The following is a 19,028-nucleotide window of genomic DNA, read 5'->3' as shown; positions in this document are numbered from 1 at the left end:
ACGTCGCGGAGTCACCCCCGGCGGTGACGCTCGGCCTCGCGCAGGCTGTTATGGATGCGGGTGGCCGCGATGGCGCCTTCCCCTTCGGCCGTGGAGATCTGATTCAACCCGCGCACCACGTCGCCGGCGGCGTACAGGCCCGGGATGGATGTCTCCTGGTGCTCGCCGACCACCAGCCGGCCGCTTTCGTCGAGCTGCGCGCCGGCCGCGACCGCCAGCTGGTTCCGGGGCAGTACGCCAAGCGCCGCATAGAGGCTGTCGAACACCTCTCTTCGGCCAGGCCCGAAGCAGACCGCGGCGATCCGTTCGCGATCCAGGACCACGCTCTCGATGGGTGTCTCGATCAGCTCGACGCCTGCGAACCCGAGCTCCTCGCGCGCCTCTGCCGGCAGGTCCTGGGGCGCCCCAACATGGATCAGGGCGACCTTCGGCGTGTAGGTCGTGATGAACATCGCCTCGCGGGCGGAGTGGGCGTCGGCGCCGATGACCCCCACCCTCTGGCCGATGGTCTCGTAGCCGTCGCAGATCGGGCAGATGCGGATCAGGCCCTTAGCGACCGCCTCCTGCACCCCCGGGATGGCCGGCTCGATGTCGATCAGGCCGGTAGCGATGAGGACGGTGCGGGCCCGGATTTCCTCGCCGGCGAGGTCGAGGCGGAAATCCTCGCCCTCGCGCGCGAGCCGTTCGACGCGGCCGTCGCGGAAGCGCGCGCCGTACTTCTCGGCCTGCAGCCGCATGCGGGCGAGGAGGTCGCGGCCGCGCACGCCGTCGGGAAATCCGGGGTGATTGCGGCTCAAGGGGATCCGCGCCGCCCGGCTGGAGCCGGCGTCCACCACCAGGACGTCGCGCCGGAAGCGGCCCAGATAGATGGCCGCGGTCAGTCCGGCAGGCCCGGCGCCCACCACTACGCAATCGTGCATTCGGCCCTTTCCGTCCCCTCAACCCACGGATCCGACAGCACAACCGCGGCTGTGCTCATAAACCGGACCTCAACACCTGAGGTTCAATTTGCGACCCGATTTCGGGTTCCCGGGCTGGGTCCATGAAGAGTTTGTCGCGTCGTTTCCTGGTGAGCGTCGGCCTGATGTCGTTGATCGTCACGATCCTCGGCAGCGTCGGCGCCTTCGTGGTCTTCAGCCGTGAGCTGTCCGACCGGCAGATCACCTTCCTCGGGGATTATGTCCGCGAACGCAGCAGCAATGTGGACAGCCGCTTCTCGAAGCTGACGGCCCTGCACGAGGCCGCGGCCGAGGAGCTCGGCCGGCGGATGAACCGGTTGAGCGCCGCCGATGTGGACGCGCTCGCCGAGGACTATTTCCCGCTCCGCCCCGACGGCACGCGCCGCAGTCTCGACAAGTGGTTCGACGGGGCGATGAACCATGGCGAATACACCTACGGCATGGGCGCGCTGATCGCCCACGCCGACAAGCTGACGCCGGAGCAGAAGAAGCTGCTGGTGGCCTCCTTCGAGCTGGTCTCCGACTTCGGCCAGGCGGCGCGCAAGGACTACGACAACTTCTACTTCTTCCAGGCGCCGGCGACCCGGCTGGTCATGTACGGTCCGGCGCGGCCCGACCGACTGATGTTCTACCGGCACGAGGCGCCGGCCGATCTCGACCTGACCAAGGAGGAGATCGCCTATCTCACCTCGCCGAAGGAGGATCCGTCCCGCGCGACCCGCTGCACGAACCTGCAGCACCTGGTCCAGGATGCGCACGGCGAGAAGCTCGCCACCGCCTGCATGACGCCCGCCTACGTGAACGGCCGCTACGTGGGTGCGTTCGGCTCCTCCATCGAGCTGACCGGCTTCCTGCTCGATGCGGTGAAGCGGCCGCTGCCGGGCGCCTCCAGCCTGATCGTCACCCAGAAGGGCGAGCTGATCGCCTATCCGGGTTTCATCGTCCCCGGAAAGGCCGCGGACGCCACCGTCGCGGGGTACGAGAAGACCCTGGGCCTCAGGCGCCTGGCCGCCGCCATCGCCAAGGACGGCCGCCGCTCCGGTGTCATCACCAGCCCCGATGGCCGCCAGATCGTCGCCTTCGGCCGCCTCGAAGGGCCCGACTGGTACATGCTGCTGACCTATCCCAAGGCCGAGGTCGCGGCCTCGGCGGCGCGGTCGGCTTCGTGGGTGCTGCTGCTCGGGGCGATCGCCTGTGTGCTGCAGACGCTTCTCGTGGTGATCCTCGCCCAGCGGACCATCGTCTGGCCGGTGCGCAAGCTGGCCGCCTCCTGCGAGCCGGAGACGTTCGGCGCGGCCGAGCGGCCCGACGTGGCCGACGTGGAGCGCCGGCCCGACGAGATCGGCGTCCTCGCCAAGGCGCTACGGCAGGAGCGCGAGAAGGTCGAGCAGGTCATGTCTTCGCTGGAGGACCGGGTTCGCGACCGCACCGCCCAGCTCGAACGGGCCAACGCCGAGAAGTCCCGTTTCCTCGCCAACATGAGCCACGAGCTGCGCACGCCGCTCAACGGGGTCATCGCCATCTCCGAGACCCTGGCCCGCAAGCAGACCACCAAGAAGGGACGAGAGCTCGCCGAGCTGATCGTCTCCTCGGGGCGGCTCCTGGAGCGGGTGCTCACCGACATCCTCGACTTCTCGAAGATCGAGGCCGGCGAGATCAAGCTGGCGCGCGACGAGTTCGACATGACCTCGCTGGTCGCCGGCATCGCCGAGCTGCACCGCGCCTCGGCCGAATCCAAGGGGCTGATGTTCGAGTGGTGTGTCGCGGAGGGGGCGGTCGGGCGCTTCGCCGGCGACACGGTCCGCCTCACCCAGGTGCTCTCGAACCTGCTCTCGAACGCGGTGAAATTCACCGAGACCGGCGAGGTGGTCCTGAGCGTGAAGCCCTACGGCGTTGGCGTCTGCTTCGAGGTGTCCGACACCGGCATAGGCTTCGACGCCGAGGTGAAGAAGCGCCTGTTCCGCCGCTTCGAGCAGGCCGACGCCTCGATCCGCCGCCGCTTCGGGGGCACTGGCCTCGGCCTGGCCATCAGCCGCTCGCTCATAGAGCTGATGGGCGGGCGTATCGAGGTTGCCTCCAAGCCGGGCGAGGGATCGACCTTCACCGTCCATGTGCCGCTGGAGCGCGTCGAGGGCGAGAGCGCGGCCGAGGCGGCCCAGGAGCCGGAGACCATCGACATCGCCGGGGCGCGGGTGCTGCTGGCCGAGGACCATCCGACCAACCAGAAGGTCGTGCAGCTCATCCTGGAGTCGGTCGGCGTCACGCCGGTCATCGTCGAGAACGGCGCCCTGGCGCTGGACGTCCTGAAGACCGAGCCCTTCGACGTGGTGCTGATGGACATGCAGATGCCGGAGCTCGACGGCCTGTCGGCCACCAGCCTCCTGCGGGCCCACGAACGGGAGATCGGCGGCCGCCGCACGCCGGTGATCATGCTCACGGCCAACGCCCTCGACGAGCACGTGAAGGCGAGCCTCGAGGCTGGTGCGGACGCCCACCTCTCCAAGCCCATCCGCGCCATGGCCCTGATCGAGGCGATCATGGTCGCCATGATCAGCCGCGAGGATCCTCAGAGCGGCGCGCGGGTGGCCTGATCCGGCCCGGCCTACTGCAAGGTGTAAAGGTAGGCCGCCATGTCCCGCGCCTGCTGGTCGGAGGCGCCGGTGGGCGGCATGGCGCTCTGCGGGTCGAACTGGTGCGGGTCCTGGATCCAGCGGACCAGGTTCGCCGGCGTATTGTTCGCCCGCCCGCCGATGAAGGCGCGCCCCGCGAAATGGGTCAGGGGCGGGCCGACCCGTCCGGCCGCGCCGTGGACGCCGGGAATCTCGTGGCAGCCGCCGCACGACAGCCTGGCGAGCGTATCGCGCCCCGCAGCGGGATCGCCGCCGGTCAGCACATGAACCTTCCGGTCGAGGCGGCGGTGCGCGTCGATCTGATTGGCGACGAAGCCGCCTCCCGCGATCAGCACCGCCAGCACGGCGAAGCCGGCCAGTGTCGGTCCCCTAGCCATGGGCCGCCTCCCGTGGCGCGTTGCGCAGCGCCGGCGCCAGCAGCAGCACCGCGATCAGGGCGTGGAACAGGCCGCCCGGCGCCCACATCAGCACGCCTGCCAGCTGCTGGTCCTGGCTCGGCGTCAGGCCGAAGGCGGCCAGGCCGAGGGCGGCGTAGGGCCCATACCAGGGGCTTTCCGACAGCGCCATGAAGGCGCCGAGCGCGCCGGTCGCCATGGAGGTGACGAACAGCAGGGCCGCCGCCATCCACGGGCTGCGGCGCGGCGACAGCATGGCCTGCCAGAAGAGCAGGGCGGCGATGAAGAAACTGAGGTGCTGGGCCGCGTGCCAGGCCTCCGACCGGAGGGCCAGGTCGAACAGCGAGGGCAGGTGCCAGATCCACAGCGCCGCCGCCTGCAGCACCGTGGCGAGCACCGGGTCGGTGATCGTCCGCCAGGCTCCGGCGGCCGCATCGTTGCGCGCGACCTCGGCCAAGCCCCGGCGCGCCGCCGCCGGGAAGGCCCAGAGCAGCACGCCCAGCGGCCGGGCGAGAACGAGCAGGGGCGCGGCGGCGAGCATGATCAGCTCGTGCTCGACCATGTGGGCCGTGAAGGAACGGGCGCCGAGCGCATGCAGCGGGGTCAGGGTCGCGCCACCCAGCACGATCATACCCGCGGCGAACAGACGGCCGCGCCGGTCGAGCTCGCCGCGACCGGGCCCTGAGCGGCGGCGCAGGCGCAGGAAGCCCGTCGCGTGAAGCCCCACGGCGACCAGCATCGGGATCAGCATCCAGGGCTCGGGACCCGGCCAGCGGTGTGGCTCCACGCTCGCCGTGTGGGCCAGCGCCGGGCGGGCCGACACGGCGAGGACAAGGCACAGGAGCAGGCGGGGCGCCGGCCGTCTCATCGCGCGCACGCCGGCACGATCAGGCTGGCGAGGGTCCCGAACAGGATGGCCAGGAAGAAGATGGCGGCGGTCGCCGCGCCCACCGCAGCGGAAAAGCGCCGGGTGTCGGAGCGCTCCTCTCCCCTGCCCGCCGCGCGGGCGGTCCAGGACATCCATCCGCCGGCGATCGTCACCAGGCCGCAGACGGCGGCCAGCAGCAGGGTCCAGAGCACGCCGCCGAAGTGGCAATCCCAGTAGTTGGCGTTGGCGCCGAACTGCTGGTGGGCGAACCAGGCGGCGGCGCCGGCGAACAGGCCCGTCCATGGGGTCCAGGGGGATCGGCGGAGCTCGGGGGTCATGGGGCCCACCTCGGCGCCCAGTAGACGAGAAGGTAGATCGGCAGCCAGGTGGCGACCACGAAGCTCCAGTAGACGGCGTCGTCGTCCACGTCGGAGAGCCGTTCGCTGCTCACCGGGTGCGTGAAGAGGAAGACGGTCAGGAAGCCGGTGTCCACGAAGTCGGTGATCAGGTGGACCGTGTGCAGCAGCATCAGCGCCCAGGTGACCGAGCCATAGGCGTCCTGGTCCCAGCGGGTGTTGAGGTGCGGGAACTCGAAGGCGCGGATGACGAGGCAGATGGCGTTCAGGATGGCGACGATCACGGCCAGCTTGCGCGTCGCGGCCCGATCCAGCCGCCGCGAGGCGCGCGACAGCAGGATCGTGGGGTAGAGGCTGACCAGCAGCAGCACGGTCTGGGCCGTGCCCCAGAAGAGGTCGGGGGCCGAGGTGGCGAGGGGCCACTGGCTGTTGGCGTTCATCAGATAGACGTAGGCCGCGCAGCCCAGGGCGAAGCCGGCGCTCTCCATCAGCATGAAGGCGCACCCGGCCCAGTACCAGAGGCTGTGGCTCCGGAAGCCGGAGGCCGGCAGCGTCGAGAGGTCCAGTCCCCGCGGCGCCTTCATGCGAGGGCTCCGGGGATGTTCTTCTCGGCTGCGCCGATGCGCTTCGAATGGCCCTTCTTGGGCCAGAACCAGCCGAGGATGCAGAGGGCGAAGGGGATCGAACCCCAGACCAGCCACCATTCGTCGAAGACCGAGCCGACGAACAGCACGGACACCGAGAGGGTGGTGATGAACGGCCAGATGCTGGGCTCGGGCGAGCCGTGGCGCACGTCGGGCTCGGCGTCGACGAGGCCAGTCAGCAGCACCTCGCGGTGTTCGACGCTGAGCCCCTGAAGCGTCGCCGGCCCGCCCGGGGACATCCACAGCGGCTCGCGCCCTTCCACCACCGGCGGGCGCGGGAGATTGTACGACGGCGGCGGCGAGGCAGTGGCCCACTCCAGTCCGCCGCCGCCCCAGGGATTGGGTCCCGCGATCCGTCCGCGCCGGTAAGCCATTGCGAAGTTCACGAGGTAGACCAGGACGCCTGTGGCCAGCACATAGGCGCCGAGCGTGGAGAGCAGGTTGAGCCCGCCCCAGCCCATGTCCTGCGGATAGGTCCAGACCCGCCGCGGCATGCCCCAGAGCCCGAGGATGTGCATGGGGAAGAAGGCCGTGTGGAAGCCGAGGAAGATGAGCCAGAAGCTGAGCTTGCCGGCGCGTTCGTTCGGCATCCGTCCGATCGCCTTCGGGAACCAGTAGTAGAGGCCGCCGAGCAGCGGGAAGACCGCGCCGCCGATCAGCACATAGTGGAAGTGGGCGACGACGAAGTAGGTGTCGTGCACCTGGGTGTCCAAGGGCACCGAGGCCAGCATCACGCCGGACAGTCCGCCCATCACGAAGGTGATGATGAAGCCGACGACGAACAGCATCGGCGTCGCCAGTCGCGGCTTGCCGTCCCACATGGTCGCCAGCCAGCAGAAGATCTGCACGCCCGAGGGCAGGGCGATGGTCATCGAGGCGGCGGTGTAGAAGCTGTCGCCCATGTGCGGCAGGCCCGTCGCGAACATGTGGTGGACCCACAGGCCGAAGGCGAGGAAGCCGGTGGCGAGCAGCGACAGGACGATGGCCGGATAGCCGAACACCGAACGCCGGCAGAAGGTCTGGGTGATCTCGCTGACCATGCCCAGGCCCGGCAGGAAGATGATGTATACCTCCGGGTGGCCGAAGAACCAGAAGAGGTGCTGGTAGAGCAGGGTCGAGCCGCCCTCGGCGTAGTTGTAGAAGTGGGTGCCGATCAGCCGGTCCGAGATCAGGAAGCTCGAGGCCAGCATGACCGCCGGCATGGCCAGCATGATCATGAAGGCGGTGACGAGCTGCGCCCAGACGAACAGCGGCATGCGGGCGAGCGTCATGCCAGGCGCGCGCATCTTGAAGATGGTGGTGGCCGTCGAGGCGGCGGCGGCCATGCCCGAGACCTCGGTGAAGGTGATCATCTGGGCCCAGAAGTCGGCGCGCTTGCCCGCCCCATACTCCGGCCCGGAGAGCGGCACGTAGGCGAACCAGCCCACGTCGGGCCCGACGTTCATGACGAAGCCGATCCAGAGGAAGAGGCCGCCCGCCAGGTACATCCAGTAGCTGAAGGCGTTGAGCCGCGGGAACGCCATGGATCGCGAGCCGACCATCAGCGGCACCAGGTAGAGGCCCATGGCCTCCATGATCGGCACGGCGAACAGGAACATCATCGTCGTGCCGTGCATGGTGAAGATCTGGTTGTAGCGGTCGGGGCTGATCAGGCCGCTCTCCGGCCGCGCCAGCTGGGCGCGCATCACCGCCGCCAGCAGGCCGGCGAGCACAAAGAAACCGATGGCGGTGACGATGTAGCGCTTGCCGATCTCCTTGGGATCGACGGTGGTCAGCCAGCCCCAGAGGCCCGGCGGCGTCGCCCAGGTGCGAGCCAGCCGCTCGGTCTCGGCGGCGGGTGCGGCGCTGGTCTCGGCCGCGCTCATTTCAGCGTCTCCAGATAGCTCACCACCGCGTTCAGCTCGTCGGACGACAGCGCCACCCGCGGCATACTCGTGCCCGGCTTCACCCCTTGCGGATCGGCGATCCAGGCCTGCAGGTCGCCGCGCGTGTTCGGCCGCGTGCCCGCCGCGATGTGGGCGCGGCTCATCAGGTGAGTCAGGTCGGGGCCGACCGTCCCGCCGGCGTCGGTCCCCTGGATGCGATGGCACATGACGCAGGCCTTGGAGGTGAAGACCTGCTTGCCCTCGATGGCCTCGAAGTCCTTCGGGTCAACCGCCGAGGCCACCTGCCGCTGGCGCCAGGCCTCGAAGGTCTTGGGATCGTCGACCTGCACGTCGAAGGCCATCTTGGCGTGTTCGAAGCCGCAGAACTCGGCGCACTGGCCGCGGAAAGAGCCGACGCGGCGCGGCGTGATCGCCATGTAATTGGTGCGCCCCGGGATCAGGTCGGTCTTGCCGGACAGGTTGGGCACCCAGAAGGAGTGGATGACGTCGTTCGCCTGCAGCTCGATGACGGCCGGCCGGTTCACCGGCAGGTGCAGCACGTTGGCGGTGGTGAAGTTTTCGGACGGGCCTTGCCCGCGGTAGTCCACCTGCCACCACCACTGGTTCGCCGTCACCTTGATGCGCAGCGGGTCGGGCCCGACCTCGGCCAGGCTGCGGTCGACCAGGAAGCTCACGGTGGTGAGCAGCACCAGCCCGGCGACGATCAGGGCGATCCATCCGGTCAGGCCGCGGGACAGCAGGTCGTCGGCCGCCGTCTCGCCCACGGCCGGGGTGTCCGGCTCGGCGCGCCGCTGGCGGGCCCGCCACAGGGCCCAGGCGAGGAAGGCCAGCACCAGCAGGTACATCACCCCGCAGACGCCGAGCATGGTGCGCCAAATCAGGTCGATGTGCCGCGACTGGTCGGCGGCCGGATCGAGCATCGTCTGGACGCCGCGGCAGCCGGCGAGGCAGCTTGCCAGGCCCGCGGCCGCGAGGGTTTTCCCCCAGCGCCTCATCAGCCGCCGCCCGCCTTGACGGCCGCAGCGTCGCCCGCCTGAGGCTTGGCGTCGGCGTTGTTGATCGGCGGCGTCGAGCGGATGGCGTCCTGCCGGCTGGGCGCGGCGATCTTGTTCGCCTCACCCGACAGCGAGCGGACGTAGGCGGCGATCTCCCAGATCTGCGCCTCGGGGATCTTGTCCTTGAAGGAGGGCATCCCGTTCGGCCGCCCTTGCGAGATGGAGGCGTAGATCTGCTCCATCTTGCCGCCGTAGCGCCACGTCTCGTCCATCAGCGGCGGGCCGATGCCGCCGCCGCCGTTGAAGTGGCAGCCCACGCAGTTGAACCATTTGAAGTACCGCTGCCCGTTGGCGATGTGGAAGGCGTTGCCTTCGTACTCCTGGGCGCGGGGATCGTCGGGCGTCGGCGAGGGGACCGGCCCCGGATAGAGGTCGCTGACGCTGACGGCGTGCGGACCGGTCTCGGCGGTCGGCGTCGGCTTCAGGTCCCGCGCTTCGCGGTTACAGGCGCCAAGCGTCAGCGCGGCCACCGCCGGCGCAATGCTGATCGCGCGCGCGAGCACACCCATGCGTCTCCTCCGGGACAGACCAACTCGCAGAGCTCGGCCGTGTTCCCGGAGGAGGGTGGGTTATCGCTCGCCGGTCAGGGCGCTTCGTTGGAGAAGACGATGGTGCCGGAAGCCGCGAACATGCCGCCGACGCCGTGCGCGATGCTGATCTTCGCGCCCGGCACCTGGGCCGGAGCGATGCCGCGCATCTGCCTGACGCTCTCCTGCAAGGCGTACATGCCGTACATGCCCGAGTGCATGTAGGACAGCCCACCGCCGTTGGTGTTCAGCGGCAGCTTGCCCCCTGGTTTTCCATTTGAAGGCGGCCGGGTGTTCCCCTCGCGGATGAACGCCGCCGCCTCGCCGGGCTTGCAGAAACCGAGGTCCTCCAGGCCGTAGAGCGGCAGGTGGGCGAAGGCGTCGTAGATCATCAGGTGATCCACGTCCTTGTGGCTGATGCCCGCCTCGTCGAAGGCCTTCTTCCCCGAGACACGGAACGCCTTGGAGGTGGTGAAGTCCTCCATCTGGCTGACCATCGGCGTCTCGACGCTCTCGCCCGTGCCGAGGACGTAGACCGGCTTCTGCGGGAAGTCCTTGGCCCGATCGGCCGAGGTCAGGATCAGCGCCCCGCCGCCGTCGGTGACGAGGCAGCACATCAGCAGGCGGAACGGCCAGGCGATCATCGGCGAGTTCAGCACGTCGTCGACGGTGATCGGGTCCTTGAAGGTCGCCCGCGGGTTCTTGGCCGCCCACTCGCGCTGGACCACCGCAACCTGGGCGAGGTCTTCCTCGGTGTAGCCGCGCTCCTTCAGGTAACGGAGCACCGGGACGGTGAACATGGTCGGCGGGCTGGTCACGCCGTAGGGCATCTCGAACTGGCCCATCAGGCTCGACGGCGAACGGCCGAAGCCGCCGGCGCCCACGCGCGAACGGCCGCTCTCGCCGTGGGTGATCAGGATGGTCTTAGCCAGACCCTCGTTGATCGCCGCGGCGGCGTGCCGGACGTGCAGCATGAAGGAGCAGCCGCCGACGCTCGTGCCGTCGGCGTAGGTCGGGGTGATGCCCAGGTAGTGGGCGAGCTCGACGGGGCTGATGCCGGCGGTTGCCACGCCGTCGATGTCCGACGGCTTCAGGCCGGCGTCGGCCATGGCGTTGAGGGCTGCGTCAGCGTGCAGGCCGATCACGGAGACGTCCGGGATCTTGCCCATCTTGGTGGTCTCGGCGGCGCCGACGACCGCGACGGATTTCTGCTTCATGGGTTCACGCCCCCGCCGGTTCGAAGAAGGGAAGGCTGATGTCGTCGTTCTGCTTGGCGAAGGTGACCCTCACCGGCAGGTCGAGCGGCAGGGCCTCCGGCGTCTGGGGGCAGCCGACGATGTTGGTCATCATCTTCGGGCCTTCCTCCAGCTTCACCACAGCGATGGCGTAGGGCTGGTCGCCCATGTCCGGGCGGGGCCGGTGGTTGATCACATAGGACCACAGCACGCCGCGTCCGGAGGCCTTGAAGACCTCGACTTTGCGGCTGCCGCACTTGGGGCAGAAGGGCCGAGGCGGGAAGTAGCTCCCGCCGTCGCATTCGGTGCAGCGCTGAAGGCGAAGCTCGCCCTCCCTGCACCCGTCCCAGAAATGCCGGGTCTCCGGCGTGGGCTCAGGCAGCATCCGTGGTGGCATCAATAGGTCCTGAAAAAAGGTCTTGGGTTTAAGGTCGCGCAGCAAAGCCGAGCCCGCGCCGCTTGTCGAGCCGCCGACGTTTCAGCGGGGCCTGAACCATCGGCCGGCGGCCTGGGGCTAATGCACCGCCTCCCCCACGGAGGACCCGATGACCGTCACCTGCTGCATCCGCTATGTGATCGATCCCTTCCAGAAGGACGCCTTCGAGGCCTACGCCCGCAACTGGCTGAGCATCATTCCGGCCTGCGGCGGCGACCTGCTGGGCTACTTCCTGCCGCACGAGGGCACGAACAACGTGGCCCTGGCGCTGATCTCCTTCGACAGCCTGGCGGCCTACGAGGCCTATCGCGCCCGCCTGAAGACGGACCCGGCGGGACGCGCCAATTTCGAGATGGCGCAGCGGGGCCGCTTCATCCTCGAGGAGACCCGCACCTTCCTGACCCCGGTCGCCCCATGATCGCAGTGATTTTCGAGGTCGCGCCCGCCGAGGGGCGGCGCGAGACCTATCTCGACATCGCCGCCGCCCTGGCCCCGCAGCTTTCGACGATCGACGGCTTCATCTCCATCGAACGGTTCGAGAGCCTCACCCAGCCCGGCAAGCTCCTCTCGCTGTCGTTCTGGCGCGACGAGGCGGCGGTGGCGGACTGGCGGGCGCGCGCCGATCATCGAAAGGCCCAGGGCGCAGGCCGCGGCGGCGTCTTCGCCGACTATCGGCTGCGGGTCGCGGCCGTGGTCCGCGACTATGGGATGGACGCGCGTGACCAGGCGCCGGAGGATTCGCGGGCGTTTCACCAAGCCTAGAGGCGGCCATGGCCTTCGACCTGCAACGCTTCGTCGACGCCCAGGCGAGCGTCTACCCGGGCGCCCTGGCGGAGCTGCGCGCGGGCGCCAAGCGCAGCCACTGGATGTGGTTCGTGTTCCCGCAGATCGCGGGCCTGGGCCTCAGTCCGACGGCGCAGTTCTACGCGATCGCCTCCCTGGCGGAGGCGAAGGCCTACCTGGCTCATCCGGTGCTTGGGCCCCGGCTGGTGGAATGCACGGCGGCGGTGAACGGCGTGCAGGGGCGAACCGCCCACGCCATCTTCGGCAGCCCGGACGACATGAAGTTCCGCTCCTCGATGACCCTGTTCCGGGAAGCGGCGCCCGAAGAGCGGGCTTTCCAGGCCGCGCTCGACACCTACTTCAGCGGCGCGCCGGACCCGGCGACCCTGCGCTTGCTCGGGCGATAGGCGCGGCCGGCCGCGGCTGCTAAGCCTGAGCATGTCATGACCTAGGGGGAGCGCGGCGTGCGTAAGGCTGTCTTCGGAGTCCTCATCGCGATGCTGGCGGCGCCGGCGATCGCCGCGCCCAATGCGGAGCTCGCGCGCCAGAAGGCCGAGGCCGCGGCGGTCACCATCACGCGCGACGACTGGGGCGTCGCCCACGTCCATGGCCACACCGACCGGCAGGCGGTGTTCGGCATGGCCTACGCCCAGGCCGAGGACGACTTCAACCGGGTCGAGACCAACTACATCGAATCCCTGGGCCGTTCGGCCGAAGCCGAGGGACCTGCCGCGGTCTGGAAGGACCTGCGGATGAAGCTCATCGTCGATCCCGTGGAACTGAAGGCCGACTACGCCAGGAGCCCGGCCTGGCTCAAGGCGCTGATGGACGGCTGGGCCGACGGGCTCAACTACTACCTGGCCACCCATCCCGAGGTGAAGCCGAAGGTCATCCGGCGCTTCGAGCCCTGGATGGCGCTCTCCTTCTCCGAGGGCAGCATCGGACCGGACATCGAGCGCGCCGATCTCGAGGGGCTGAAGGCCTTCTACGGCGGCGACCACCTGGCCTGGACGCGGCCCGCTCCGGACGGCCGCTACATCGAGCCGACGGGCTCGAACGGCTTCGCCATCGCGCCCTCGCGGACCAAGGACGGCCACGCGCTGCTGCTGATCAACCCGCACACCTCCTTCTTCTTCCGCTCCGAGCTACAGATAGCGAGCGACGAAGGCCTGGACGCCTATGGCGCGGTGACCTGGGGCCAATTCTTCATCTACCAGGGCTTCAACCGCCACGTCGGCTGGATGCACACCTCCACGGGCGCCGATGTGGTCGACGAGTTCGCCGAGACCGTCGTGAAGAAGGACGGCAAGCTCTTCTACCGCTACGGCTCCGAGCTGCGGCCGGTGCGCGCCAGGACCATCGTGGTTCCCTACAAGGACGCGGGCGGCGGGCTCTCGCGGCGCGCCTTCACCGCCTACTTCACCCATCACGGGCCGATCGTGCGGGCCGAGGGCGAGAAGTGGATCGCCATGGCGCTGATGAACCGACCGCTGCCGGCCCTTCAGCAATCGTGGCTGCGCACCAGGGCGCGTGACTACGCCTCCTACCTGAAGGTCGCCGAGCTCAAGGCCAACTCCTCCAACAACACCCTCTTCGCCGACGACAAGGGCGAGGTGGCCTATCTGCACCCGCAGTTCATCCCGCTGCGGGACGACCGGTTCGACTACACCAAGCCCGTCGACGGCGCGGACCCGGCCACCGACTGGCGCGGCCTCACGCCGCTCGCCGACGCGCCCCGGGTGCTCAACCCGAAGAGCGGCTGGATCTTCAACACCAACGACGAACCCTGGAACGCGGCGGGCCCCGACAGCCCGAAGAAGGCGGCCTTCCCGCGCTACATGGACCAGTTCGGCGAGAACCCCCGCGGCGTCCACGCCGCGCGGGTGTTGTCGAAGCGATCGGACTTCACCCTCAAGAGCCTCATCGAGGCGGCGTTCGATCCGGACCTGCCCGCGTTCGACCGACTGATCCCCGCGCTGAAGGCCGCCTACGACGCCACGCCGGAGGGCGATCCCCTGAAGACCCGGGTGAAGGACCAGGTGGCCGCGCTCGAAAGCTGGGACCGGCGCTGGGCCGCCGCCTCGACGGAAACCTCGCTCGCTGTGTTCTGGGGCGAGGGCCTGTGGGCCAAGGCCGCGCCGCTCGCCAAGCGCGAGGGGGTCGACGTCTACGACTACATGGCCACGCGCCTGACCCGTCAGGACGTGCTGCAGGCCCTGGCCGAGGCTTCGGACCGGCTGACCACCGACTTCGGCTCATGGAAGACGCCGTGGGGCGAAATCAACCGCTTCCAGCGGCTGGACGATTCCATCGTCCCGCACTTTGACGACGCCAAACCGAGCCTGCCGGTGCCCTTCACCTCGGCTCAATGGGGCTCGCTCGCCTCGTTCGGGGCCCAGCGCTACCCCAATACGAAGCGGTACTACGGCACACGCGGCAACAGCTTCGTGGCGGTGGTCGAGTTCGGGCCCAAGGTCCACGCCTACGCCGTCACCGCGGGCGGCGAGAGCGGCCATCCCGGCGACCCGCATTTCAACGACCAGGCGGGCCGCTACGCCGGCGGCGACCTGCGCGAGGTCTATTTCTGGCCCGAGCAGCTCAAGGGACACGTCGAGCGCACCTATCGGCCCGGCGAGGGCCTCTAGGGAGCACCCTCAGACGATGCTGACCGACAGCTTGCGACGCTCGGTGGACGCGCGCAGCTCGGCCCAGATCGCCTGTTCGCGCCGTGTGTCGCCGGCCTTCTCGGCGGCCACATGCGCCTCGATCAGCTTGGCCCGCAGCCGCTCGTTCTCCTTTTGGAGCACGGAGACGCGGAGGTCCTGGTCCTCGCCGCTGTCGTCCAGCAGGACGCGCAGCGAGCGGTTCTCCTCCACCAGCCGGTGGGCGGCGGTGTCCCAGACCTCGGCGGCGAGGGCCAGCAGCATGGCCGTCAGGCCCAGGTCGCTGGCGCGCTCGGGCTCGGGCACGCCGGGCATGGCGTTGCGCCCGACGATGGCGGCGAGCTGCATCAGGACGGCGGGAACGGGCGGGTTCATAGCTTCCCCATCACCTTGAGGATGGCGCGGTCCTGCGCGTTCAGGAGCCACCAGGCGGGATAGATCATGATCGGCTCGCGGTTGCCGCCGCGGTTGAACGCCCCGGCCGAGCCGACCCAGATCCCCTGGCCCTTCACGCAGTTGAAGAGGATCCACCAGTGCAGCGCCTTGGGATCGGCCTTCAGGCCGCTGGCGCGCTCCCAGATGGCGACGGCCTTGGACTGGTCGATCAGCCCGCCGGCCAGGCCGCGGCCGAACTCCCACACCGGGTTGAGGCCCCAGGCCAAGTCCTCCAGCGGATCGCCGAGGTGGGCCATCTCCCAGTCGAGGACGCCATGGATCTCCCCGGCCTCGTCATAGAGGAAGTTGCCGGTCCGGTAGTCGCCGTGGACGACGGAGAGCTTCTGGGCCGGGGGCGGCGGGTTGGCCCGCAGCCAGCGGATCGCCGCGCGGACGATCGGCATGGGCTCGGCCTCGTCACGGTCGATCATCCCCTCCCAGTAGTCGAGCTCGCGCTTCCAGCAGGCGTCCAGCGCCGGGGCCTCGAGCACGGCGGGCAGACCGGTCTCGCGGGGGTCGGCCCTGGCGATCTCGCCAAGGATCGTCCACTTGCGCTCCGCGACCGTCTCGAGAACGGCATCATAGCCGCCGGCGAACAGCGTCTGCGGCGAGGCCTGGAAGCCGGCCACCTCGGCGGCGATGAAGAACGGATGGTCGAGGTGGGCCTCGTCCTCCTCCAGCCACAGCATCTCCGGCACAGGAACGGCCGAGCCGAAGAAGGCGCGATAGGCTTCGAACTCCACGCGCCGCTCGGTCTCGATCAGCGAGGCCGGCGGATCGCGGCGCAGGATCATCTTGCGCTCGTGCGTCTTGCCGTCCTCCTGCCAGGTGGCGCGGAAGCGGTAGGTCTCCCGGGAGGCGCCGCCGGAGATCCGCTCCATGGCTTCCACGGAGACGTCGGCGGCGTGCGGCATCTTCGCCGCCAGATAGGCCGCGACGCGCGGCGCGAGGGGATGGGACACTTTGGGTCTACTCAGTCCATCTTGAAGCGGATGGGCAGGCGCTTGGGCCCGTTCACGAAGACGGCCTCGCTCATCGCGGGCTCGCCGGCAAGCTCAAGCTCGGAGAGCCGCGGCAGCAGCTCTTCCCAGAGGATCCGCATCTCCATACGCGCCAGGTGCTGGCCCAGGCACACGTGGGCGCCGTAGCCGAAGGCGAGCTGCTTGTTCGGCTTGCGGTCGACCTGGAACTGGTAGGGGTTGTCGAACACCGCCTCGTCGCGGTTGCCAGAGGCGTAGCAGAGCATCAGCCAGTCGTTCTTCTTCAGGCTGCGGTCCGCGAACTCGGTGTCCTCGGTGACCGTGCGCATGAAGGTCTTCACCGGCGTCGTCCAGCGGATCGACTCCTCCACGAGGCCGGGGATGAGGCTCGGGTCCTTCTTGACCTTGGCGAGTTCGCCCGGGTTCTCCGCCAGGGCCCACAGGGCGCCGGCGGTCGAGGACGAGGTGGTGTCGTGCCCGGCGGTGGCGACGATGATGTAGTAACTCATCGCCTCCAGGTCGGAGATCGGCTGGCCGTCGATCCGGGCGTTGGCGATCAAGGTCGCCAGGTCGTCGGTGGGGTTGGCGCGCTTCCGTTCCGAAAGGGCGCGGAAGTACATGAAGAAGTCGGTGATCACGCCCATGTCGAAGGGGCGCTCCTCGGCGGCCTCCTTGTTCATGAAGTCGGCGTCGCGGTTGCGGCCGAGCTCGGGATCGGCGGCGCCGAACAGCTCCTGGGTAAGCTTCAGCATCCGCGGCTCGTCCTCCTCCGGCACGCCCAGGATGCTCATCACCACGTGCAGCGGGAAGTGCAGGGCGACCTGGTTGACGAAGTCGCACTGGCCGCCGGTGGCGGCCATCCGCTCGACCGCCGCCTTGGCGATCACCCGGATGCGGTCCTCCATGGCCCGCAGGTTCTGCGGCAGGAACCAGGCCTGGGTGAGCAGGCGGTACTTCATGTGGTCCGGCTCATCCATGTGGATGAGGGTGCGCAGCAGGTGCGGACTGCCGCCCATCATCTCGCGGACCTTGCGGTCGACTTCCTGCGAGGTGAGCGTCGGCGAGCGGTCGCCATTGTGGAACAGCGCGTTCTGGCGGCTGATCTCGAGGATGTCGGCATGCCGCGTCGCCACCCAGAAGGGGTCGACGCCCTCGACCTCGGCGACACCGAACGGCTCGTTCTGGCGCAGCCACTTGTAGGCCTCGTGGATCTCGCCGTCGGCGTAGGCGCGCGGCTGGACGAGGAGGTTGGCCACATCGTCTGGGATGCGGTGCTTGGTGGGGGCGGCCACGGTCATGAAACTTTCGCCGGCCAATGACCTTGGGTCATCGGAGACGGCGCCTCCCTTTCTTCTTATGGTCTGCCGAAAGATTGATACCCGCCCGCCGTGCCCGGCAAGTGTGACGGAGGGGAAAGGGCTGCAAACGGGAGGGCCGCGATGCTGACCAAAGGCGACGACTATCCGATCCACCAGACGCCGGAGCCGATCGCCTACGCCGGCACCACCGACCGCAACTTCTACGACCGGTACTTCTTCAACGGCTATTCGCCCGACGGCACGCAGTTCGTGGCGGTGGCCTTCGGCGTCTATCCGGCGCTGAACGTCGCCGACGCCCACGTCTCGATCATCAAGGACGGGGTACAGCGCTGCCTGCACGCCTCGCGCATCCTCGGCATGGAGCGCATGGACCTCACCGTCGGCCCCGTGAAGATCGAGGTCCTCGAGCCGCTGCAGAAACTGAAGGTGACGCTGGAGCGCGCCGAGGGCCTGGCCTGCGAGCTGGTGTTCGAGGGCCGCTCGTTCCCGATCGAGGAGCCGCGGTTCATCAAGCGGGTCGGTCCGCGGGTGTTCATGGACTACACGCGCCTGACCCAGAATGTCCGCGTTTCCGGCTGGATCGAGATCGACGGCAAGCGCGAGCCGGTCGGCGCCGGCTGGACCGGCACCCGTGACCGCTCCTGGGGCATCCGGCCGGTCGGCGCGCCGGACTCCCAGCCGACGCCCGGCGGCGTCATCGGCGGCTTCTTCTGGCAGTGGACGCCGGTCAACTTCGAGGACCGCTCGGTCTTCTTCCACATCAACGCCGACCCGGACGGCACGGCCTGGAACACCCGTGCGGTGATCCTGCCGGACGGCGCGGGTCCGGAGGAGGGCATCGAGGCCGACGGCGCGCGGATGGAGGACGTCACCCTGCGCCAGGGCCTGCGCCACGCCGAGCGCGGCACCCTGAAGATCCCGGTGGAGGGCGGCGAGGCCACGGTCCATCTGGAGCCCGTGGGCCAGCCCTTCCTGATGCGCGGCATCGGCTACGGCGGCGACTGGCGCCACGGCGGGCTGAAGGGCGAGCTGGCGGTGGGCCGCGAGGACATCGACCTCGCCACCGTCGACATGGGCGCGATGGAGAACTGTCACATCCAGGCGATCTCCAAGGCGACCCTCGAGCAGCCAGGCAAGCCGACCCAGCAGGGTATCGGCGTCTTCGAGCAGCTGATCCTCGGGCCCTACAAGCCCTACGGGATCTGAGGCGCGGAGGGGCGGCGGTGAGCTGGCCCTTCTCTCAGGCGGTGCGCGCCGAGCTCGCGGCGCGCTGCGCGGTGTTTCCGCGCCTGGCGCAGGACGACCCGGGGCTCAAGCGGGCGGCCGTCGCAATCACCCTGACCGACGCCGGCGACGGCTCGGGCGAGACGGCCTTCCTGCTGACCCGGCGCTCCGAGGGCCTGCGCGCCCATGCCGGCCAATGGGCGCTGCCGGGCGGCCGCTGCGATCCTGGCGAGACCCTGGAAGAAGCGGCGCTCCGCGAGCTGCACGAGGAGCTCGGCCTGCGCCTCGCGCCCGAGCACATCCTGGGCGTGCTGGACGACTATCCGACCCGCTCGGGCTACGCGATCGCGCCCGTCGTGGCCTGGCTGGACGATGCGGCCGAGCTGTCGCCCAACCCGGACGAGGTCGCCTCGGTGCACCGGATCCGGCTCGATCAGGTCGGCCGCGACGCCGCCGTCTCCTTCGAGACCATTCCGGAGAGCGAGCGGCCGCTGATCCGCCTCGACATCGGCGGCCACGACATCCACGCGCCGACGGCGGCCCTGGTCTACCAGCTGCGCGAACTCGTCCTGGGCCGGGTGACCCGCGTGGCCGAGCTCGAGCAGCCGGTGTTCGCCTGGCGATAGATCGTCC

The 19,028-nt window shown here is 69.3% G+C and carries 20 protein-coding genes; 7 read left to right on the top strand and 13 right to left on the bottom strand.

All coding sequences use genetic code 11. The annotated features are described in order from the left end of the window. Positions 1-11: 11 nt before the first annotated feature. On the bottom strand, positions 12-920 hold the full coding sequence (locus tag DJ017_RS00445; RefSeq protein ID WP_111526861.1) for an NAD(P)/FAD-dependent oxidoreductase: 909 nt from the start codon (positions 918-920) through the stop codon (positions 12-14). A 164-nt stretch (positions 921-1,084) separates the two neighbouring features. Between DJ017_RS00445 and DJ017_RS00440 the strand changes: the two genes are divergently transcribed. Then, positions 1,085-3,550, top strand: a complete 2,466-nt coding sequence (locus tag DJ017_RS00440) for an ATP-binding protein (RefSeq protein ID WP_165830484.1) — start codon at positions 1,085-1,087, stop codon at positions 3,548-3,550. An 11-nt stretch (positions 3,551-3,561) separates the two neighbouring features. Here DJ017_RS00440 and DJ017_RS00435 read toward each other — a convergent pair whose 3' ends face one another. From DJ017_RS00435 to DJ017_RS00400, 9 genes are all read right to left on the bottom strand, one after another. Continuing rightward, positions 3,562-3,966, bottom strand: a complete 405-nt coding sequence (locus DJ017_RS00435; RefSeq protein WP_111526859.1) for a c-type cytochrome — start codon at positions 3,964-3,966, stop codon at positions 3,562-3,564. After that, positions 3,959-4,807: a cytochrome c oxidase assembly protein gene (locus DJ017_RS00430; protein WP_165830483.1), complete on the bottom strand. Its 849-nt coding sequence runs from the start codon at positions 4,805-4,807 to the stop codon at positions 3,959-3,961. The genes DJ017_RS00435 and DJ017_RS00430 overlap by 8 nt, the downstream gene beginning before the upstream one ends. A gap of 41 nt (positions 4,808-4,848) precedes the next feature. Continuing rightward, a complete protein-coding gene (locus DJ017_RS20200) occupies positions 4,849-5,190 on the bottom strand; it encodes a hypothetical protein (protein ID WP_165830482.1) in 342 nt (113 codons plus the stop codon). Further along, the gene (locus tag DJ017_RS00425; RefSeq protein WP_111526857.1) at positions 5,187-5,792 is read right to left on the bottom strand and encodes a cytochrome c oxidase subunit 3; all 606 of its coding nucleotides are present in this window, start codon (positions 5,790-5,792) and stop codon (positions 5,187-5,189) included. The genes DJ017_RS20200 and DJ017_RS00425 overlap by 4 nt, the downstream gene beginning before the upstream one ends. Then, the gene (ctaD, locus tag DJ017_RS00420) at positions 5,789-7,717 is read right to left on the bottom strand and encodes a cytochrome c oxidase subunit I (RefSeq protein WP_111526856.1); all 1,929 of its coding nucleotides are present in this window, start codon (positions 7,715-7,717) and stop codon (positions 5,789-5,791) included. Before ctaD ends, DJ017_RS00425 begins: the two co-directional genes overlap by 4 nt. Then, complete coding sequence (gene coxB, locus DJ017_RS00415) at positions 7,714-8,733, bottom strand: cytochrome c oxidase subunit II (RefSeq protein ID WP_111526855.1); 1,020 nt, start codon at positions 8,731-8,733, stop codon at positions 7,714-7,716. Before coxB ends, ctaD begins: the two co-directional genes overlap by 4 nt. Further along, positions 8,733-9,302 carry a c-type cytochrome gene (locus DJ017_RS00410; protein ID WP_111526854.1) on the bottom strand — a complete coding sequence of 190 codons (570 nt, stop codon included), beginning with the start codon at positions 9,300-9,302 and terminating at the stop codon, positions 8,733-8,735. The genes coxB and DJ017_RS00410 overlap by 1 nt, the downstream gene beginning before the upstream one ends. A gap of 74 nt (positions 9,303-9,376) precedes the next feature. Further along, positions 9,377-10,537 carry a thiolase C-terminal domain-containing protein gene (locus DJ017_RS00405; RefSeq protein ID WP_111526853.1) on the bottom strand — a complete coding sequence of 387 codons (1,161 nt, stop codon included), beginning with the start codon at positions 10,535-10,537 and terminating at the stop codon, positions 9,377-9,379. 4 nt (positions 10,538-10,541) lie between these two features. Further along, positions 10,542-10,940 (bottom strand): Zn-ribbon domain-containing OB-fold protein, encoded by a 399-nt coding sequence (locus DJ017_RS00400; RefSeq protein ID WP_226999965.1) that lies wholly within the window; start codon positions 10,938-10,940, stop codon positions 10,542-10,544. 160 nt (positions 10,941-11,100) lie between these two features. On the opposite strand from DJ017_RS00400, the gene DJ017_RS00395 reads away from it, so the two are divergent. From DJ017_RS00395 to DJ017_RS00380, 4 genes are read left to right on the top strand one after another with little or no spacing between them, the layout of a single operon-like run. Beyond that, entirely contained in the window at positions 11,101-11,409 is a 309-nt protein-coding gene (locus DJ017_RS00395; RefSeq protein WP_111526851.1) for an NIPSNAP family protein, read from the top strand. Continuing rightward, positions 11,406-11,753, top strand: a complete 348-nt coding sequence (locus DJ017_RS00390) for an antibiotic biosynthesis monooxygenase family protein (RefSeq protein ID WP_111526850.1) — start codon at positions 11,406-11,408, stop codon at positions 11,751-11,753. Before DJ017_RS00395 ends, DJ017_RS00390 begins: the two co-directional genes overlap by 4 nt. An 8-nt stretch (positions 11,754-11,761) precedes the next feature. After that, positions 11,762-12,181: a DUF1810 domain-containing protein gene (locus tag DJ017_RS00385; RefSeq protein ID WP_111526849.1), complete on the top strand. Its 420-nt coding sequence runs from the start codon at positions 11,762-11,764 to the stop codon at positions 12,179-12,181. A 57-nt stretch (positions 12,182-12,238) separates the two neighbouring features. Beyond that, a complete protein-coding gene (locus DJ017_RS00380) occupies positions 12,239-14,419 on the top strand; it encodes a penicillin acylase family protein (protein WP_226999964.1) in 2,181 nt (726 codons plus the stop codon). A 9-nt stretch (positions 14,420-14,428) separates the two neighbouring features. Here the strand turns inward: DJ017_RS00380 and DJ017_RS00375 are convergent, their stop codons facing one another. From DJ017_RS00375 to DJ017_RS00365, 3 genes are read right to left on the bottom strand one after another with little or no spacing between them, the layout of a single operon-like run. After that, positions 14,429-14,812: a hypothetical protein gene (locus tag DJ017_RS00375; protein WP_111526847.1), complete on the bottom strand. Its 384-nt coding sequence runs from the start codon at positions 14,810-14,812 to the stop codon at positions 14,429-14,431. Next, a complete protein-coding gene (locus tag DJ017_RS00370) occupies positions 14,809-15,834 on the bottom strand; it encodes a phosphotransferase family protein (RefSeq protein WP_111526846.1) in 1,026 nt (341 codons plus the stop codon). Before DJ017_RS00370 ends, DJ017_RS00375 begins: the two co-directional genes overlap by 4 nt. Before the next feature lie 11 nt (positions 15,835-15,845). Then, on the bottom strand, positions 15,846-17,150 hold the full coding sequence (locus DJ017_RS00365; protein ID WP_111526845.1) for a cytochrome P450: 1,305 nt from the start codon (positions 17,148-17,150) through the stop codon (positions 15,846-15,848). Positions 17,151-17,291: 141 nt separating this feature from the next. Here DJ017_RS00365 and DJ017_RS00360 point away from each other — a divergent pair, with 141 nt between their 5' ends. Both DJ017_RS00360 and DJ017_RS00355 read left to right on the top strand, forming a co-directional pair. Continuing rightward, positions 17,292-18,377: a hypothetical protein gene (locus DJ017_RS00360; protein WP_111526844.1), complete on the top strand. Its 1,086-nt coding sequence runs from the start codon at positions 17,292-17,294 to the stop codon at positions 18,375-18,377. A gap of 17 nt (positions 18,378-18,394) precedes the next feature. Beyond that, a complete protein-coding gene (locus DJ017_RS00355; protein ID WP_111526843.1) occupies positions 18,395-19,021 on the top strand; it encodes an NUDIX hydrolase in 627 nt (208 codons plus the stop codon). Positions 19,022-19,028 lie beyond the last annotated feature (7 nt).

The organism is Phenylobacterium soli, assembly GCF_003254475.1.
GTDB classification, from domain to species: Bacteria; Pseudomonadota; Alphaproteobacteria; order Caulobacterales; family Caulobacteraceae; genus Phenylobacterium; species Phenylobacterium soli.
The sequence above is the reverse complement of the archived record's forward strand: the minus strand, read 5'-3'. Positions and strand labels throughout refer to the sequence as shown.

Coding starts and splice junctions, on each gene's coding strand:
- DJ017_RS00445 (WP_111526861.1), bottom strand. CDS start 920: ATGCACGATTGCGTAGTGGTGGGCGCCGGGCCTGCCGGACTGACCGCG.
- DJ017_RS00440 (WP_165830484.1), top strand. CDS start 1,085: ATGTCGTTGATCGTCACGATCCTCGGCAGCGTCGGCGCCTTCGTGGTC.
- DJ017_RS00435 (WP_111526859.1), bottom strand. CDS start 3,966: ATGGCTAGGGGACCGACACTGGCCGGCTTCGCCGTGCTGGCGGTGCTG.
- DJ017_RS20200 (WP_165830482.1), bottom strand. CDS start 5,190: ATGACCCCCGAGCTCCGCCGATCCCCCTGGACCCCATGGACGGGCCTG.
- DJ017_RS00425 (WP_111526857.1), bottom strand. CDS start 5,792: ATGAAGGCGCCGCGGGGACTGGACCTCTCGACGCTGCCGGCCTCCGGC.
- ctaD (WP_111526856.1), bottom strand. CDS start 7,717: ATGAGCGCGGCCGAGACCAGCGCCGCACCCGCCGCCGAGACCGAGCGG.
- coxB (WP_111526855.1), bottom strand. CDS start 8,733: ATGAGGCGCTGGGGGAAAACCCTCGCGGCCGCGGGCCTGGCAAGCTGC.
- DJ017_RS00410 (WP_111526854.1), bottom strand. CDS start 9,302: ATGGGTGTGCTCGCGCGCGCGATCAGCATTGCGCCGGCGGTGGCCGCG.
- DJ017_RS00405 (WP_111526853.1), bottom strand. CDS start 10,537: ATGAAGCAGAAATCCGTCGCGGTCGTCGGCGCCGCCGAGACCACCAAG.
- DJ017_RS00400 (WP_226999965.1), bottom strand. CDS start 10,940: ATGCTGCCTGAGCCCACGCCGGAGACCCGGCATTTCTGGGACGGGTGC.
- DJ017_RS00395 (WP_111526851.1), top strand. CDS start 11,101: ATGACCGTCACCTGCTGCATCCGCTATGTGATCGATCCCTTCCAGAAG.
- DJ017_RS00390 (WP_111526850.1), top strand. CDS start 11,406: ATGATCGCAGTGATTTTCGAGGTCGCGCCCGCCGAGGGGCGGCGCGAG.
- DJ017_RS00385 (WP_111526849.1), top strand. CDS start 11,762: ATGGCCTTCGACCTGCAACGCTTCGTCGACGCCCAGGCGAGCGTCTAC.
- DJ017_RS00375 (WP_111526847.1), bottom strand. CDS start 14,812: ATGAACCCGCCCGTTCCCGCCGTCCTGATGCAGCTCGCCGCCATCGTC.
- DJ017_RS00365 (WP_111526845.1), bottom strand. CDS start 17,150: ATGACCGTGGCCGCCCCCACCAAGCACCGCATCCCAGACGATGTGGCC.
- DJ017_RS00360 (WP_111526844.1), top strand. CDS start 17,292: ATGCTGACCAAAGGCGACGACTATCCGATCCACCAGACGCCGGAGCCG.